Raw genomic sequence first — 16,121 nt, 5'->3', positions numbered from 1 at the left:
CCGGCCCATAGCTATGATGACGAAGGGAACGCTTAAGGATGTGAAACCGTGATTCAACCTTCTGTGGCCGTATTCACCACCGCAATTGTGGCGTTTGCCATCACAGCAGCGCCAGCGGCAGATCTATCTTTTGCGACCCCCAGTGGGCTGTTTCGTCTGGAGCCCGACAGCGGCGATCGCGAAGCCCTGCTGCCCGAGGGCGATCGCCCCTTCAATACCCTAGCCTGGTCTCGCAGCGGAGAGCGGCTAGCCATTGTTCAAAACTACGGCGAAGTCTATCGAGTTGAACCGGGTGCGGGCTCCCCCAAGCTGGTGTTTTCTAGCGATTGTCAACGGCCGCCCACAATCGATCTGGTCTGGCAGCTCGATGGCGAAACCTTAGTCATTAAGCAGCGCTGCCCCGCCCCCACCGCCGGTGCCCCCGCTGAATTAGAACTGTTCCTTAGTCGCCCTACTGGAGAGGTGACAGCCTTTAATTCCTTGCCCGACAGTCCAGAGTCAGACGTTTTTGTGGCGCCCGATGGCAGCCAGATCGCCTATGTGACCGGCCAGCATATCTTCGTAGCCGGGCTGGACGGCAGTCGCCCTCGCCGCATTACCCAAACCCCTGGCATCTACGGTGCTGCTGGGAGCCCTTTGGCTTGGTCCCCCGATGGCACCCAGCTGGCCTTCTATGAGGGTAACTATCCTTTCCAGCGGCTCAATGTCGTGAGGGCTGACGGGGGCGATCGCCGCGTGCTGACGCCCGAAGCCAACTTCCAGATTTACCGCAGCATTGTGCTGTGGTCACCTGACGGTCGCTATATCGCCTACTATCGGCCCCACAACCCACCCCTCAGCAACCAAGAAATCATTGCTCTAGTCAACGTCAACACTGGGGAGACCCAATCTCTCACCCGGCCTGGTTTTTACGACGCCCTCAGCTGGGCTCCTAACGGTCAGCAGCTCGCCTTCGCCTCAGGAGCTCAAGCCGGTCGGCAAACCCTATTTCGCATGGATCTCGTCAGCCAAGAATTTACGGCTTTGACCAATCAGCCTCTGCAGAATATCCTCGACAGCCAGTGGTCCCCTGATGGCGAGTGGATCGCCTTTACGGCCACCCCGCCGGACGACTCACTAGGTACCCAGGTGCTGCACCGCGTTCAGCCCGATGGCACAGCACTGTCTCCCCTAACCGCCATTGACGAATACGTTTATCCCTTCGCCTGGGTGCCAACCCCGATCGAGACCAACACCCAAGGCCTAAACAAGACTCCCTAGCTGAGCCTGAATTTCGCTCTGTCGCTGCACCGCCGTCAAAGCCTGCCGGACAACCTCAACCCCGGCCCCAGGCTTTGACGACTCCTCGGTTAGTGTTTGCTTCCACAAGCGGCTGCCGGGCTGCCCTGCAAACAGCATCAGCATGTGGCGAGTAATTTTGTTGAGCTTCAGCCCCTGGCGCACCCAGTGGTCAATGTAGGGCAGCATCGCTTCGGCCACCTGGTGGCGGCTGAGGGGATCCTGGCGGGCAGCAAAAAAGCTCTGATCAATCTGGCTAAAGAGGTAAGGATTGTCGTAGGCAGCTCGGCCAACCATGACCCCATCGACCTGGGCAAGCTGTTCTGTCACCTGCTCAAGTCGGGTCAAGCCACCATTGATCTCAATCCACAGGTGGGGAAAGTCGCGTTTGAGGCGGTGCACGTCGCCGTAGCGTAGGGGCGGCACGGTGCGGTTATCTTTGGGGCTAAGCCCCTGCAGCCAGGCCTTGCGGGCGTGAACAGTAAAGTGGCGGCAGCCGGTCTGAGCCACGGTATCCACGAAAGTGGCCATGTCCTCATAGCGATCGCGATCATCGATCCCAATCCGGTGCTTGACGCTGACCGGCAGCGGACTGGCCGCCATCATGGCCGCAACGCCCTCGGCGACCCGCCCAGGCTGGGCCATCAGGCAGGCTCCAAAGTTGCCGCTGCGGACGCGATCGCTCGGGCAGCCCACGTTCAAATTGATGGCATCATAGCCAAAGTCAGCGGCAGCGCGGGCCGAGACTGCCAGCATCTGCGGATCGTCACCTCCCACCTGCAGCACCAGCGGCGACTCACTGGGGGTAAAACCCAGCAAATGGTCGCGATCGCCGTGCAAAATTGCCTGGGCCGTCACCATCTCGGTATAGAGCAGGGTGTGCCGAGTGATCTGCCGCATAAAGTAGCGATAATGGCGATCGGTGCGATCCATCATGGGTGCAATGCTAAGGAGCACCTCAATGGTCGCCACTCCGGCTTGGTCCGTCGGTCTCGTCTCTACGGTCATAGAACCGCGCATTTCTGTCATTGTTGCTCCCGTAGTCTAGCACTCTGGCTCTGGGCATCCAGAGGTTGCTTCACCCAGAGCCAATCAATTCTGGGGGCCGGTTCTCCACCGTTTTAGATCAGTTTTCTACACTAGGTGATCGCCTGTTTTTTTGACACCATGAAATAGTCACGTTCAGGTGAATGGCTCAATGAACAATGCGATCGGCTCATTTTACAACTGGTATAAAGCAACTCTACGCAATACCAAATACCGCTGGCTCTTGGTTGTGGGAACCATAATTTACTTGGTTTCTCCCATTGATATTGCCCCTGACTTCTTGCCAATTATTGGCTGGGTCGATGACGGTTTGTTGGCCACCCTGCTCGTCACCGAATTGACTCAAATTGCGCTGGAGCACCTCAACAAGCGTAAGCAGTCCGGCACTAGCACAGCCGATGAACCCATTACCACCATTGATGCGTAGGCCGAGGCAGGTCAGTCCCTGCCAGACTCTTTACCCTCAAACCTATCTCCCGGAGATGTCGCTAGCGGCATCTCTTTTTTTTAAGCTTCGTCAAGGCGGGTTATGAGGTCTTGCGGTAGATTAAAAGCGAACGGCGACTTGCCTACCGGCTCTTTAGGTTAAAACTCCCATGACCACCGCCACCAACGTCTTGGGGACTCCCCTCGCCCCCTGCTGCACCTCGCCCATGACCGGCTTTTATCGTGATGGCTGCTGCAATACCGGCGCAGGCGATATGGGAGTTCACGTGGTGTGTGCCCAGATGACCCCTGAGTTTTTGGCCTTCACCAAAGCCCAGGGCAACGATCTCTCGACACCGATGCCCGATTTCCAATTTCCGGGGCTCAAGCCGGGCGATCGCTGGTGTCTTTGCGCCCCTCGCTGGCAAGAAGCCCTAGAAGCCGGGGTAGCGCCCCCGGTGATCCTCGATGCCACTCATGCCGCTGCCATCGAGCATGTTTCCCTAGCTGACATGAAAGACCACGCTCTTCCATAACTGAATCCAGGCACCTGGTTCCTAAAATAAATCCTTGAATTTGGCCTAGATCAAGGCTAGGGGCTGGGTGCTTAGGCCAAGAACGCCTCATCCCAGTCGCACCGCTGTACCACTGGCCGCCACCATCAGCATGTTGCCGCCGTTGTTGATTTCGAGCGATTCATAGTCGATGTCTACGGCAATAATGGCGTCGGCGCCTAGTTCTTGGGCCGCCTGCGTCATTTCTTTGATGGCGGTGTTGCGGGCCTGGCGCAGAGACTTTTCGTAGACACCCGATCGCCCGCCCACCACATCGCGAATGCCCGCAAAAAAATCCTTAAAAATATTGGCTCCCAAAATAGCCTCGCCATTGACCAACCCGCAGTATTCAACTACTTGGCGACCGTCAACGTTAGGACCGGTAGTTAAGATCATGGGTTACCTTGGGTTAAAGCGCTTCAGAACTCGTCACTTGCATACTAATATCTAGCCACGGAGCCCGAGTAACGGGGGCACTGCTGGAAATAAAATCTACCCCTGTCGCCGCGATCGCCCCCAACGTCTCTAGCGTCACGTTGCCAGACGCCTCGATCTTGACCGTTGGCTTTTGCTGGCGAATGCGCTCAACAGCCGTCTTCATCAGCTCTGGAGACATATTGTCGAGCATGATGATGTCTACAGGACAGGCGATCGCTTCATCAACCTGATCCAGATTGCTCGTTTCTACCTCCACCGTCATGGGGTAAGGAATTGCCGTTCGAATCTGAGCCACGGCCGCTCGAATGCCTCCAGCAGCAGCGATATGGTTGTCTTTAATCATCACCGCGTCGTCTAGCCCCATGCGGTGGTTAATGGCCCCACCAACTCGGCTGGCGTACTTTTCAAACTGCCGTAGACCAGGGGTAGTCTTGCGGGTATCGACCAATTGGGTAGGACTATCAGCTAACTGCTCCACGTACTGATGGGTAGCGGTGGCAATGCCGCTCAGGCGCATCACCAGGTTTAAGGCCACCCGTTCGCCCGTGAGCAGCACCGCCAGAGGGCCGCTGATTTTGGCAACGGTGGTGTCTTTAGTGCAAGGGTCGCCATCATTTACCAAGGGCTCAAAGCTGGCGTCGGCATCCAGCTGCTGAAAGAGGCGGCGAGCAAAGGGAAGCCCAGCAATGACGCCGGGAGCACGGGTGACCCAAACGGCCTGCCCAGGCCGCTGGGCAAAAGACCCCAACCCAGCGGTAGTCCAGTCACCGCGGCCAACATCTTCTTGCAACCAGGCTTGTAGGTACTGATCTACGGTGATATCAGGAATCGGAAGAGGGTTTGGGGACATAGGTTATGGCTCTGGAAGGGCATTGAGGGCCAGCGCGATCGGCTTAGACCTCGACAAAGCTCGCAATTTCTGCCACAGCCAGAAATTATTGTGCTAACTTACGAGTAATGCCGCTGTTACGGCAGCAACTCTACAGATTTTACCGTTAGGATTCCAGGAGGTGATGCCCATGCAAGAAAGTAGTAAACGTGTGGGTCTTCAGGTTGAGATCAGCCGGCTGTGCGCCGGGGCTGTACTCTAGCTTCAGTGTTGGTTGCTTTGGCAACTAGCTAAGCTCTCGAAGCTGGCTGAATAGGGTTCCTCCCGGCAGTCAGGTTCAACCTAAGATCCAACTAGACCGCCCCTGCTTAGGAAGACTTTCTTCCCCTGGCAGGGGCGGATAGCTTTTAAAGGGGCAACGCTTTAAAGGCAACACGCGATCGGCAGACTCAGCATCCCTTCGCTGAATGCGATCGCACCACTACCGTCCTAGGATGATGGGATAGCTCATCTCCCTACCGCCATGGCCACTCTCCTCAGCGATCGCGACATTCAAGCTAAACTAAGCCAGCTTTCTGACTGGACGTTGGTCGGCAAGACCATCACTTTTACCCGCACCTTCAAAGATTTCGTCGCTGCCGTCGACTTTGTCAACCAGCTAGTCGAGCCTGCCGAAGCCGCCGGTCACCACCCCGACCTGCAAATCTCCTACAACCGGGTCGTCGTTAGCCTCTCCACCCACGACACAGGAGGTCTAACCGAAAAAGACTTTGCTATGGCAGAAACTATCTCTGCTTTGAGTTAAACCAACTTAACCTTAAACGTCACAGTCGAAGAGCCATGATTTCTTCACTTGACGTTAATGAGGCTAATTAAGCTCTTCCCAAACTCTCACTCACACTTAACTCGTCTTGCACCCTGAGGATGTTGATCTACGACAACCTCCTATACGAAACTGTGCTGCAGCTTTCGCTACTGGTACACGCTTCGCTTTTTAGAACGGTGTGAGGAGAAAATTACATGTCTAAGCTATTTTGGCCTTTGCTGGCTGTGCCCGCTGCCCTAGGTGCAGCTGTGGCCGTCTCTGGCTCCGCGATCGCAGCTGAAGCCGCTACCCCCCTGGTCAGCGACTTCGACCAAGACTCTATTCAACTGGCTCAAATCACCAGCGTCTCAGAGCTCACCGACGTGCTGCCCTCCGACTGGGCCTTCCAAGCGCTACAAAGTCTGGTTGAAAACTACGGTTGTATTCAGGGCTACCCCGACCGCACCTTCCGCGGTCAGCGCAGCCTGACTCGCTTTGAGTTCGCTGCTGGTCTCAACTCCTGCTTGGACGTGATCGCTACCCTGATCGCCCAGTCCGGCATCGACCCTGACGACCTCGCTACCATCCGTCGTCTGCAAGAAGAGTTCCAGGCTGAACTGGCTACCCTGCGTGGCCGCGTCGATGCCCTAGAAGCTGAAACCGCTACCCTGCGCGCTCAGCAGTTCTCTACCACCACCAAGCTGCGAGGGCAAGTTGACTTCCACCTGGTAACCCCGATTGACAGCATTACCGATGAAGCAAACACTAGCGTTGCCAATCGCGCTCGATTAAACTTCGACTCCAGCTTCACTGGTGACGATCGCTTGCGTATTCGCCTGCAGGCTGGTGAGGGTAACGCCATTGCCCCAGATGTGCTCGGTGGCTTGGCCAACGCTCGGGGCAACGACTACAACGTAACCATTGACGACTTCTACTATCGATTCCCCGTTGGTAGCCGCATCACTCTAACTGCCTCTGCTCGCGGCCTTCAGGGCGATGACTGGGTCACCGACACCATCGTTCCTTTTGATGGCCCCTCCGTCGCCCAATATGGAGAACCAGCTTTCTATAGCAGCGGCGGCAGTAGCTCTAACGGTGCCGGTGCTGGTATCAGCATCGCCCTGACTGACAGCATCGTGCTAGATGCAGGTTACACCGCTGGTGGTCCTGGTGCCTTCAATCCTAATGTTGGTATCTTTGCTGCTGCCGACCAGAGCTACATTGCTCAGCTGAGCTTTCTGAGCGATGGTTTCCTGGATGCTGGTATTGCCTACCTGCACAACGACCAATCCACCAACTTCCAAGGTGGTCTACCCGGCGGTACTGACACCTACGCTGCTCTGTTGAACCTTGACTTTGGTGGATTCTTTATCGCTGGCCATGGTGCATATCAAACCTTCAACGGCGGCAACGACTTCAGCTGGACCGCTGGTCTTGGCATCAACGACTTTGGGGTTGAAGGGTCTCAACTGGGCATTTACGGTGGTCAGCTACCTCAGGTAGCTGATACCACCAACAACCCTCTACTAATCGAAGGTTACTACCAGGTGCCCTTTAACGAGTTCCTAACCATTACTCCTGCAGTCATCTATGGGGACACCAATCTGGGTAGTGATACTGATGAAACTGGTTTCTGGGGTGTCCTGCGCGCCACCTTCGAGTTCTAGGGGTTATCCCTCTTACTGGGGACTCTGAGTTGGTTGATCACTGGTCAGAGTCTCCGGTCGCCAGAGCTTATCCATCAGCTTCAGAAATCGGAATCAACAGTCGTCTAATACGCCATTCCAAAAAATTTCCTTACTCCTGCTAACTCAGATAATTTTGGGGAACCTTATGCCTAAGGTGCTTGTCTAAGCACTAGATGAGGTGATTTTGTGACTACTTAGTCATTAGGTCAAATCTTATCTAGCCGCCGATGAGCAGATCTGCTACTATCGGTCTTGGATGTACATAAGGTTGAGTTACTGTCCCCTATTATTGGGTCAGGTCTGAACTTCGTTCATTGGGTGCGGCTTTTGCCAAACCTGCTGGTAGGTACACAATAAGCCTTGATTAAGGTGTGAGGAGAAAATCGAATGGCTAAGTTATTTTGGCAATCTTTGCTGGCTGTGCCCGCTGCCCTAGGTGCAGCTGTGGCCGTCTCTGGCTCCGCGATCGCAGCTGAAGCCGCTACCCCCCTGGTCAGCGACTTCGACCAAGACTCTATTCAACTGGCTCAAATCACCAGCGTCTCAGAGCTCACCGACGTGCTGCCCTCCGACTGGGCCTTCCAGGCACTACAAAGCCTAGTTGAAAACTACGGTTGTATTCAGGGCTACCCCGACCGCACCTTCCGCGGTCAGCGCAGCCTGACTCGCTTTGAGTTCGCTGCTGGTCTCAACTCCTGCTTGGACGTGATCGCTACCCTGATCGCCCAGTCCGGCATCGACCCTGACGACCTCGCTACCATCCGTCGTCTGCAAGAAGAGTTCCAGGCTGAACTGGCTACCCTGCGCGGCCGCGTCGATGCCCTAGAAGCTGAAACCGCTACCCTGCGCGCTCAGCAGTTCTCTACCACCACCAAGCTGGTTGGTCAGGCTGACTTCCACCTGGTTACCCCGATTGACATCGTCACCGGTGAGGCGAGCACCAGCGTTGCTGCCCGTGCCCGCTTGAACTTTGACTCCAGCTTTACTGGCAACGACCGTTTGCGTATTCGCTTGCAGGGTGCCAGAGGTAATGCAATCAGCGGCGACCCTAACAGCGCAGGGCTCCTAGGTGGCCTCGCTAACTCTAGCAGCAGTGACGCCGGTAATCCTAGCAATACTGACTACAACGTGCAGATTGATGACTTCTACTACCAGTTCCCGGTTGGCAGCCGCCTTACCGTGACTGCTTCTGCTCGTGGCCTTCAGGGCGATGACTGGGTAACCAGCACCATCGTGCCCTTCGACGGCCCTTCCGTTGCTGATGCTGGTGGGCCTCAGTTCTACGACGCTGGTGGTAGCACTACCGCTGGCGCTGGTGTTGGTCTGAGCTTTGCTCTCACCGACAGCATTGTGTTCGATGCAGGTTACACCAGTGGCGAGGGTGGTTTTACTCCCTCCGTCGGTATCTTTGCTGCTAATAGCCAGAGCTACATTGGCCAGCTCAGCTTCCTGACCGATGGCTTCCTGGATGCTGGTATTGCCTACATCCACAGCGACCGGTCTGACAGATTCAATGGTGTTCCGGGTGCTACTGACACCTATGCTGGTCTGTTGAACCTTGACTTCGGCAGGTTCTTCGTAGCTGGTCACGGTGCTTATACCACCTACAACGGTGGCAACGACTTTAGCTGGACTGCTGGTCTTGGCATCAACAACTTCCTGGCTGAGGGTGCTCAGCTAGGTGTCTACGGTGGCCAATTGCCCCAGCTGTTGGGTTCTACCAACAACCCCACTATTGTTGAAGGTTACTACGAAATTCCCTTCAACCAGTTCTTGACCATCACCCCCGCTGTTATCTATGGCGACATCAATACCCTCGCTGCTGATGACGAAATCGGTCTCTGGGGTGCTATTCGCGCCACCTTCCGTTTCTAAGTTTTTATAACTTAGTCACAACTTAGCTAGTCTAACTAGCTCTAAGGCTCTGCCAACATGGCAGAGCCTTTTTTATTTTGGCAAGTTTATAAAGTCCATAGCCTCTGTCCAATAGCCATGGGGTAACCAGAGACCTCCAGAACTATTTACCTGCTCTAGGCTCATGGTGTAGACCCAAGCTATCTCTAAGGAGTGCTGGTTCAGGTCATAAACCGTTTGTAAGCTCCGCTGGTACTCACTGCTCTGGGGGCGATCGGGGTAATATTCTTCAAAAGCATCTATAGCCGTTAGAGCATCTGCGCTGGAGAACGTCAGCAAAAACCCTTTTACCCAACCAGGTTCTGTGGTCATAGCTGGGTAGCCTAGGGGTAAATGGTAGAGTCGTCCAATCGTCTGTGCTGGTCGGGCTGCGATCGCAAAAGGTTCACAGAGGTTGGCAAACGCTCTCTCCCCAGGTTTGAGGGTGCCATAAACGAACAAATAGCAAAGGACGTCACCTGGCATAGAGTTGTTCAAGTAAACACACAACCTGCTCAGGCTGTCTTTAACACAGCCATTTAAAGTGAAAAACTTCATAAAGCATTAGCAAACCAATCAAAATTGAAGTGATGGGGTTTTGATATCCGGATACTTTACCCTGGGGAAAGTAAGGTTAGGTGCAAGCTACACCCCCTAGTTTATAAATCTCTCTCTGGTTGATTGCCCATGAGAATTCTCGTAACTGGCGGAGCTGGGTTTATTGGCTCCCACTTAATTGACCGTTTAATGACTGAGGGGCACGAGGTAATTTGTTTAGATAATTTTTATACAGGTCACCGGCACAATCTGCTGCATTGGCTCGATCACCCCTACTTCGAGGTTATTCGCCACGACGTAACTGAGCCAATTCGGCTTGAGGTTGACCAAATTTATCATCTGGCCTGCCCTGCCTCTCCGGTGCATTACCAGTACAACCCGGTCAAAACCATCAAAACTAACGTCATGGGCACCCTAAATATGTTGGGCTTAGCTAAGCGAGTTAAAGCTCGCTTTCTGCTGGCCTCAACCTCTGAGGTGTATGGCGACCCTGAAGTGCATCCCCAAACCGAAGACTACCGGGGCAACGTCAACCCAATTGGCATTCGCAGCTGCTACGACGAGGGCAAGCGCGTCGCTGAAACTTTAGCCTTTGACTACCACCGTCAAAACAACGTCGATATCCGAGTGGCCCGAATTTTCAATACCTATGGGCCTCGCATGCTTGAAAACGATGGTCGTGTAGTCAGCAATTTCGTTGTCCAGGCCCTACAGGGTATTCCGCTGACTGTGTATGGTAGCGGTTCTCAAACGCGAAGCTTTTGCTACGTGTCTGATTTGGTGAACGGCTTGATGCGACTGATGAATGGCGATTACATTGGTCCAGTCAACTTAGGCAACCCCGATGAGTACACCATTTTACAGCTAGCTCAAACCATCCAGGCTATGGTGAACCCAGACGCTGACTTGATTCATAAACCCTTGCCCCAGGATGATCCCCAACGCCGCAAGCCGGATATCACTCGGGCTCAAACGTTCCTCGACTGGAATCCTACGGTGCCTCTACAGGAAGGTCTCAAGCTCACCATCGACGATTTTCGCAGTCGTCAGAGCCCATCAGGAACAACTGCGGCTGTATCACCGACACTGCACTCTGTGACTAGCTAGCCTTTACAGGTGGCCATAGCTAGGAGGCCATAGCTGGGCTATGGCCTCAGGTTTGTCAAAGTCAAGAGCGTTGAGCCCACAGTTCAACGATTATCGATTGTTCATAAAGTAAGGACTATTTTCTATGCGGGTATGTGTGATTGGTACTGGTTATGTAGGCCTGGTTACTGGTGTGTGCCTAGCCAACGTTGGCCACGATGTAGTGTGTATTGACGTCAACGAGGAAAAGGTTAAGCTCATGCAGTCGGGGCAGTCGCCCATTTTTGAGCCTGGGCTGGCTGAGATTATGCAGTCGTCAATGGCGGCAGGGCATCTCCAGTTTTCCACTGATCTCAAAGGTGGCGTTGAGCACGGCGACATCCTATTCATTGCAGTGGGCACCCCAGCACTGCCTACGGGTGAAAGTGATACCCGCTATGTGGAGGCGGTAGCTCGGGGCATTGGCACTCACCTAAACGGCGGTTACAAGGTGATTGTGAATAAATCTACGGTACCCATTGGTTCCGGTGACTGGGTGCGCATGATTGTGTTGGATGGCGTGGCTGAGCGCCAGCTGGTACCCGTGCCCGCTGGGGGTATTCCTGAGACAACCCACCCTGAGGTTGCTGCCGACTTCGATGTCGTTAGCAACCCAGAGTTTTTGCGCGAAGGCTCAGCAGTATACGACACCTTTAACCCCGATCGCATCGTGCTGGGCAGCAACAGCCCTCGGGCGATCGCCATGATGAAAGAACTCTACACACCAATCATAGAACGGCGCTTTGCCGAAGATACTAATGCCGACCCAGTGCCTGTACTGGTCACTGATATCAGTTCGGCCGAAATGGTCAAGTATGCTTCTAACGCTTTTTTGGCCACCAAAATTAGCTTTATTAATGAAGTCGCCAATATCTGCGATCGCGTGGGGGCCGACGTGACTCAGGTGGCTCAGGGCATTGGTCTGGATTCTCGCATCGGCAAAAAGTTTTTGCAGGCTGGCATTGGCTGGGGCGGGTCGTGCTTTCCTAAAGACGTATCAGCCCTGATTCACACCGCCGACGACTACGGCTACGAGGCACAGCTACTCAAAGCCGCCGTGGAGGTTAACGACCGCCAGCGTCAAATTACCCTCGAAAAACTTCAGCAGGTGCTTAAGATTCTCAAGGGAAAAACCGTCGGCCTGCTGGGGCTCACGTTTAAACCTGACACCGACGACATGCGCGACGCACCAGCGTTGATTTTGATTGAGCAGCTCAATCGCCTAGGAGCCAAAGTTAAAGCCTATGACCCCATTGTTTCCCAAAGTGGGCTGCGCCACGGGCTGACAGGCGTCATCGTTGAGACTGACGCCACGCTCTTGGCCGACCACTGCGATGCCCTGGTCTTAGTCACCGACTGGCAACAGTTTAAAGAGCTCGACTACGCCGCTATGGGTCAGCGGATGAACAGCCCCATCATCATTGATGGCCGCAACTTCCTCGATCGCGAAGCCATGGTGCGGGCTGGCTTCCAGTACTTGGGTATTGGTCGCTAACGCCTAGTTGTCATGCCCATCGCGCCAATGTCTCTGGCGCGATGGGCATGACTCTAGCGATGGCAACCGCTCCATAAATCTAATCAGCCTTGGGGCTCAAAACCTAAAGTTTTGGGTCTCCAGCAGCGGAACGTTCCCTGGAGCTGCTCACTTGCAATAGGTTATTAGATCGAGTCTGCGAGGCTAGCTCGACTGGCCTTAAAATGAACAGATAGCTCATTATGCTGCCTGTTATGACTGCCTACGCGTCCGCCTCAAGTGCCTATGCCCTAGAAGATGAAGCTTGGTGGGTGCAGCGATGGGTAGAGCTGTTGAACACCTACCGCTTCAAAAAGCGCCTAGAGCGGGGACGCATCTACGCCCGAGAAGGCCACATTCTCAGCCTAGAGTACAAGGGGTCCAAGGTCACGGCCTTGGTGCAGGGCACAGCTGAAGAACCTTACAAGCTTTCGATCTGGCTCGACGCGTTTAGTGACGAAGATTGGAACTACGTCATTGATTCGCTTTCGGAGCAAGCCATTTATTCTGCTCAGCTGCTGGCGGGGGAAATGCCGGCTGAAATTGAGGCTGTTTTTACCGCCAATGGCCTCAGCCTTTACCCATTCAACCTGTCAGAGGTGCATTCTAAATGCAGTTGCCCTGATCCTAAAAACCCCTGCAAGCACATTGCAGCGGTGTACTACCAGCTAGGAGATTTTTTTCGCGAGGATCCGTTTGTGCTGTTTCAACTGCGGGGTCGCAGTCGTGACAGTATTTTAGACGCGCTACGGCAACGACGGCAGAGTACCGCGACCTCCACCGAAATCCTGACCACAGATACGGAGTCGGACATTCAGCAGGAATCGGGGAAAGTCACCAGTCAAGTTGATCTTCAGCATTTTTGGGCCTATGCAGAACCCCTGGACTCGGAACTGGTGGTGATTACCCCTGCCGAAACAACGGTTCTAGATGTGTTGGGTAAAATACCACTCCCTCCTGAGGATGCGCCTGCAGTGATGGGTCACCTCAAGGAAATTTATCAGACCGTAGCCCAGCAGGCGATGATGCAAGCCCTAGGCTAGGCTGACCGTGTCAGTGATAGCAGCCGTCGTAGCCCTAGCCAGCCAATGATCGAGTAACCAGCGGCCAAGAGCAGGCTAATCACTGAGACGCGAATGCCAGAGCGCCAGGCCTCAACCCTTACGCGCTGCTCGGCTTCCGCCCGGCGAGTGCCGATTTCGGTTTCAATTTGCTGCTGGGCTTGGTCGGCGCGCTGCTGCAAGAACTGGGTGAGCCCCTCTGGATCGTCGCGGTACTGCTCAATATCGGCGGGAAGCTGGCCGCTTTGGATCGCTTGGGATAAAAGGTCGTCGTTTTCGAATAGCGCCCCTAGCTGGGTCTGTTGCTGGCTGAGTTCGGTAGACAGCCGTTGTTGCAGCTGGGTTGCGGCTTCGCTAGCTTCGGTGCTGACTTGGGCTAGGGCCGCCTGACTAGAAAGGCGCACGGCGTTAAGGTGCAGTAGTATGAGCAACAAGTAGACCAAACCCAGCACGCTAGCCAAAGCACAGACCCAAAACCGCAGATCGGTGGTCAGATTTTTGCGCTGCCCTCCCTTGCCCACAGAACTGTCGAGCCAAAACCCAGTCAGTAGCAGGGCCATGCCTATTAGGGGGACGATACCGCGATCGACGAGCTGAGTGGTGGTGGCCAACTGCCACTGCACATTGGTGAGATTGGGCGGAATCAGCAGAATTAAAAAGTCGAGCAGGGCTGACAGAATGGCGATGGCACCGGCTACCTTAAGGGCGATCGCAGCCAGAGGAGACACCGTGGAGCTGGTGACAGCGGGTTCAGAGGTCATAGGAAGGGTCGGTCGCTTGTTACAGTTAACCATTCTGCCTTGACCCGGCAAGAAAACCACATATTCGCTATAAAACCTTGAGCTTTGCTGGCTTCAAGTCCCTCCTAATTTTGCAACCTAATGACCAAAGGTATGACTAATAACTGCGATCGCAATCATTAGCCAATGGCTACGTAATAGAAGCTTAGAAACCTATGTCAGCGATCGCGCCTGCCCTACTATTGCTCCGACTGAGGGGGCTTAGGGCTCCAGTCTTTGATCGCCCAGGTACTGGCATCCCAGGGAGTAAATTCGACTCCGGTGAGGCGATCGCTGACTGCATTGGTCATCGCTCGGTGCACCACCGGAATAACAGCGACATCCTGGGCCAGCAGCTCGTTCATTTGCTGAAACAGTGCAGCGCGGCGCGCGGGGTCGAGCTCTTTACGGGCTTCCTCCCAGAGGCGATCGTACTCCGGGTTACAGTAGCGGGCGTTGTTGGGCTCCTGCCATTGGTTGGCCTGGGAAGCAATTTTGTCGCAGGTCCACCAGCCCATGTAAATACTAGGGTCAGGGCTTTCATTGCCGATGGAGTACACCTGCATATCGGCATAGAAATGGTTGAGGCTGCCGGTGTCCTCCGGGTTGCCTGAGAAAAATTCGTCCATGCGCACTCGCGCAATCTGCACATCTACACCCAGCTCTTGCAGACTGTCGCTGACAATGGATTGGGTCTTTTGGCGCACCGGATTGACCGCCGCCTGAAACAGCACCTCTAGGGAAACGCCATCTTTTTCACGCAGACCATCACCGTTGCTGTCAACCCAGCCCGCCTCATCGAGCAGCGCTTTAGCCTGCGCCAGATTGTAGCTATAACTGATGTCTGGCGCTTGGTAGTTGGCGGGGGCCACCAGCAGTTGAGCGGTTGGTTTGCCAGAGGCACCATAAAGCTCTTTGGCAATGGTGTTGCGATCTACAGCTAGATTAATCGCCTGGCGCACTCGCACATCGCTGAAATAGGGGTGCGGAATCTCTGGGCTAGAGCGCTCCCCGTCTTCAGTGCGGGCAAAGGGATTGGAGAAATTCAGCATAATCCGCTCCACCTGGGAGCCAAACAGGTGAGTGACATGGCCACTGGCGTCGGTTTCTAGCTCGCTGAGGGCCTCCGCTTCAACCTGGAGGTTGTGGGCAAAGTCGGCGGTGCCAGCCTGCAATACCTCGCGCGCTGCGGCGTAGGGAGCTAGACCACCTGCCAGCTCTATTCGCTTGAAGGCAGGCCGTCCGCCCCAGTAGCTGGGATTGGGCTCGTACACCACGGTGCCCGACTCAAACCCGACGACCTGGTAAGGGCCAGTGCCCACGGGCTGGAGGTTGGCCAGCGCATCTCGGGCGGTGGGGCCGTTAAATTCTTCAAAGATGTGGCGAGGCAAAATCAGCCCGGTTTGACCGGTGAAAGGAACTGACCAAGCAGGGGTGGGAGTGGCAAAGGTAATTTTTACGGTGTAGTCGTCGATCGCCTCAACGCTTTTCACACCGTCATAATATTGAGCGGTTGCTGCCGCCACCACGGGATTGCGAATAAATTCGAAGGTAAACACCACATCGGCGGCGGTGAAGGGTTCGCCGTCGGCCCAGGTGATATCGGGGCGCAGCGTCCAGGTGACAGAGGTGCCATCGGCGGCTATGCCCCCGTTCTCTGCAGTCGGAATTTCGTCGGCTAGAAAGGGCACCAGCTCGCCCGCCTCGTTATAGCTGGCTAGGGGTTCGTAGACGATGCGGGCCGCCTCAAAGTCTTGGTAGCCACTAGCCAAGTGAGGGTTGAGGGTAACCACCGAGCGACTGTAGAGCAGGCGCAGTGTTTCTGGGTCGCGAGCTGGCGTGGTGGCGTCCGAGTTATCCGCCTCGATTGCAGCGGGCGGAGCGGTGGCCAGGTCGGTAGATCGGCTAGTGACGGTGGCGGCTATGGCGATGCCAGCGACGGCTACCAAAAGTGCAGTGCGAAACCCTGATCTGATCATTATTTACGGTATGGAACCCCAAAACGACAGTGTTGCCCATTCACCCCCGCACTTTATAGTAGACAATTTGTGCGGTGAGGCTGAGGGCGATCGCGGCAGTAGAGGGCAATGTTTCGCCTCTATCTCTATGTCTATCAAGGGCGGGGGC

Annotated in this window: 15 protein-coding genes; 9 read left to right on the top strand and 6 right to left on the bottom strand. The window is 55.0% G+C overall.

Annotated features, from left to right (window positions below):
* Positions 1–48 precede the first annotated feature (48 nt).
* Positions 49–1,260: a TolB family protein gene (locus NC979_RS19700; RefSeq protein WP_190516807.1), complete on the top strand. Its 1,212-nt coding sequence runs from the start codon at positions 49–51 to the stop codon at positions 1,258–1,260.
* Here the strand turns inward: NC979_RS19700 and dusA are convergent.
* Positions 1,243–2,286 carry a tRNA dihydrouridine(20/20a) synthase DusA gene (gene dusA, locus NC979_RS19695; RefSeq protein ID WP_199308723.1) on the bottom strand — a complete coding sequence of 348 codons (1,044 nt, stop codon included), beginning with the start codon at positions 2,284–2,286 and terminating at the stop codon, positions 1,243–1,245. The two genes, NC979_RS19700 and dusA, sit on opposite strands and share 18 nt — an antisense overlap.
* A gap of 190 nt (positions 2,287–2,476) precedes the next feature.
* On the opposite strand from dusA, the gene NC979_RS19690 reads away from it, so the two are divergent.
* The gene (locus NC979_RS19690; protein WP_190516803.1) at positions 2,477–2,752 is read left to right on the top strand and encodes a YkvA family protein; all 276 of its coding nucleotides are present in this window, start codon (positions 2,477–2,479) and stop codon (positions 2,750–2,752) included.
* Between the two features lie 169 nt (positions 2,753–2,921).
* A complete protein-coding gene (locus NC979_RS19685; RefSeq protein WP_190516800.1) occupies positions 2,922–3,287 on the top strand; it encodes a DUF2237 family protein in 366 nt (121 codons plus the stop codon).
* 87 nt (positions 3,288–3,374) lie between these two features.
* Here the strand turns inward: NC979_RS19685 and NC979_RS19680 are convergent, their stop codons facing one another.
* Entirely contained in the window at positions 3,375–3,701 is a 327-nt protein-coding gene (locus NC979_RS19680) for a heavy metal-binding domain-containing protein (protein WP_190516798.1), read from the bottom strand.
* A 13-nt stretch (positions 3,702–3,714) separates the two neighbouring features.
* Complete coding sequence (gene nadC / locus NC979_RS19675) at positions 3,715–4,593, bottom strand: carboxylating nicotinate-nucleotide diphosphorylase (protein WP_190516795.1); 879 nt, start codon at positions 4,591–4,593, stop codon at positions 3,715–3,717.
* Between the two features lie 502 nt (positions 4,594–5,095).
* Between nadC and NC979_RS19670 the strand changes: the two genes are divergently transcribed.
* The 3 genes from NC979_RS19670 to NC979_RS19660 all read left to right on the top strand — a co-directional run bounded on the left by NC979_RS19670 (position 5,096) and on the right by NC979_RS19660 (position 8,940).
* Positions 5,096–5,377, top strand: a complete 282-nt coding sequence (locus tag NC979_RS19670; protein WP_190516793.1) for a 4a-hydroxytetrahydrobiopterin dehydratase — start codon at positions 5,096–5,098, stop codon at positions 5,375–5,377.
* Between the two features lie 215 nt (positions 5,378–5,592).
* Positions 5,593–7,044 (top strand): iron uptake porin, encoded by a 1,452-nt coding sequence (locus NC979_RS19665; RefSeq protein ID WP_190516790.1) that lies wholly within the window; start codon positions 5,593–5,595, stop codon positions 7,042–7,044.
* Between the two features lie 408 nt (positions 7,045–7,452).
* Entirely contained in the window at positions 7,453–8,940 is a 1,488-nt protein-coding gene (locus NC979_RS19660; protein ID WP_190516787.1) for an iron uptake porin, read from the top strand.
* A gap of 72 nt (positions 8,941–9,012) precedes the next feature.
* Here NC979_RS19660 and NC979_RS19655 read toward each other — a convergent pair whose 3' ends face one another.
* The gene (locus NC979_RS19655; protein WP_190516785.1) at positions 9,013–9,444 is read right to left on the bottom strand and encodes a gamma-glutamylcyclotransferase family protein; all 432 of its coding nucleotides are present in this window, start codon (positions 9,442–9,444) and stop codon (positions 9,013–9,015) included.
* A 201-nt stretch (positions 9,445–9,645) separates the two neighbouring features.
* Here NC979_RS19655 and NC979_RS19650 point away from each other — a divergent pair, with 201 nt between their 5' ends.
* The 3 genes from NC979_RS19650 (at position 9,646) to NC979_RS19640 (ending at position 13,197) form a co-directional block, all read left to right on the top strand.
* The gene (locus tag NC979_RS19650) at positions 9,646–10,623 is read left to right on the top strand and encodes a UDP-glucuronic acid decarboxylase family protein (RefSeq protein ID WP_190516782.1); all 978 of its coding nucleotides are present in this window, start codon (positions 9,646–9,648) and stop codon (positions 10,621–10,623) included.
* Between the two features lie 124 nt (positions 10,624–10,747).
* On the top strand, positions 10,748–12,136 hold the full coding sequence (locus NC979_RS19645) for a UDP-glucose dehydrogenase family protein (RefSeq protein WP_190516779.1): 1,389 nt from the start codon (positions 10,748–10,750) through the stop codon (positions 12,134–12,136).
* A gap of 233 nt (positions 12,137–12,369) precedes the next feature.
* A complete protein-coding gene (locus NC979_RS19640; protein ID WP_190516777.1) occupies positions 12,370–13,197 on the top strand; it encodes an SWIM zinc finger family protein in 828 nt (275 codons plus the stop codon).
* Here NC979_RS19640 and hpsJ-B read toward each other — a convergent pair.
* Together hpsJ-B and NC979_RS19630 are read right to left on the bottom strand one after the other, a co-directional pair.
* Positions 13,194–13,976 carry a hormogonium polysaccharide biosynthesis protein HpsJ gene (gene hpsJ-B, locus NC979_RS19635; protein ID WP_190516774.1) on the bottom strand — a complete coding sequence of 261 codons (783 nt, stop codon included), beginning with the start codon at positions 13,974–13,976 and terminating at the stop codon, positions 13,194–13,196. The genes NC979_RS19640 and hpsJ-B overlap by 4 nt on opposite strands.
* A gap of 218 nt (positions 13,977–14,194) precedes the next feature.
* The gene (locus NC979_RS19630) at positions 14,195–15,973 is read right to left on the bottom strand and encodes a peptide ABC transporter substrate-binding protein (RefSeq protein WP_190516772.1); all 1,779 of its coding nucleotides are present in this window, start codon (positions 15,971–15,973) and stop codon (positions 14,195–14,197) included.
* Between the last annotated feature and the right edge of the window lie 148 nt (positions 15,974–16,121).

The organism is Leptolyngbya subtilissima AS-A7, from assembly GCF_039962255.1.
In the GTDB taxonomy this organism is placed as follows: Bacteria; Cyanobacteriota; Cyanobacteriia; order Phormidesmidales; family Phormidesmidaceae; genus Nodosilinea.
Note: the sequence above shows the minus strand (reverse complement) of the source record. Positions and strands in the feature narration are given on the sequence as shown.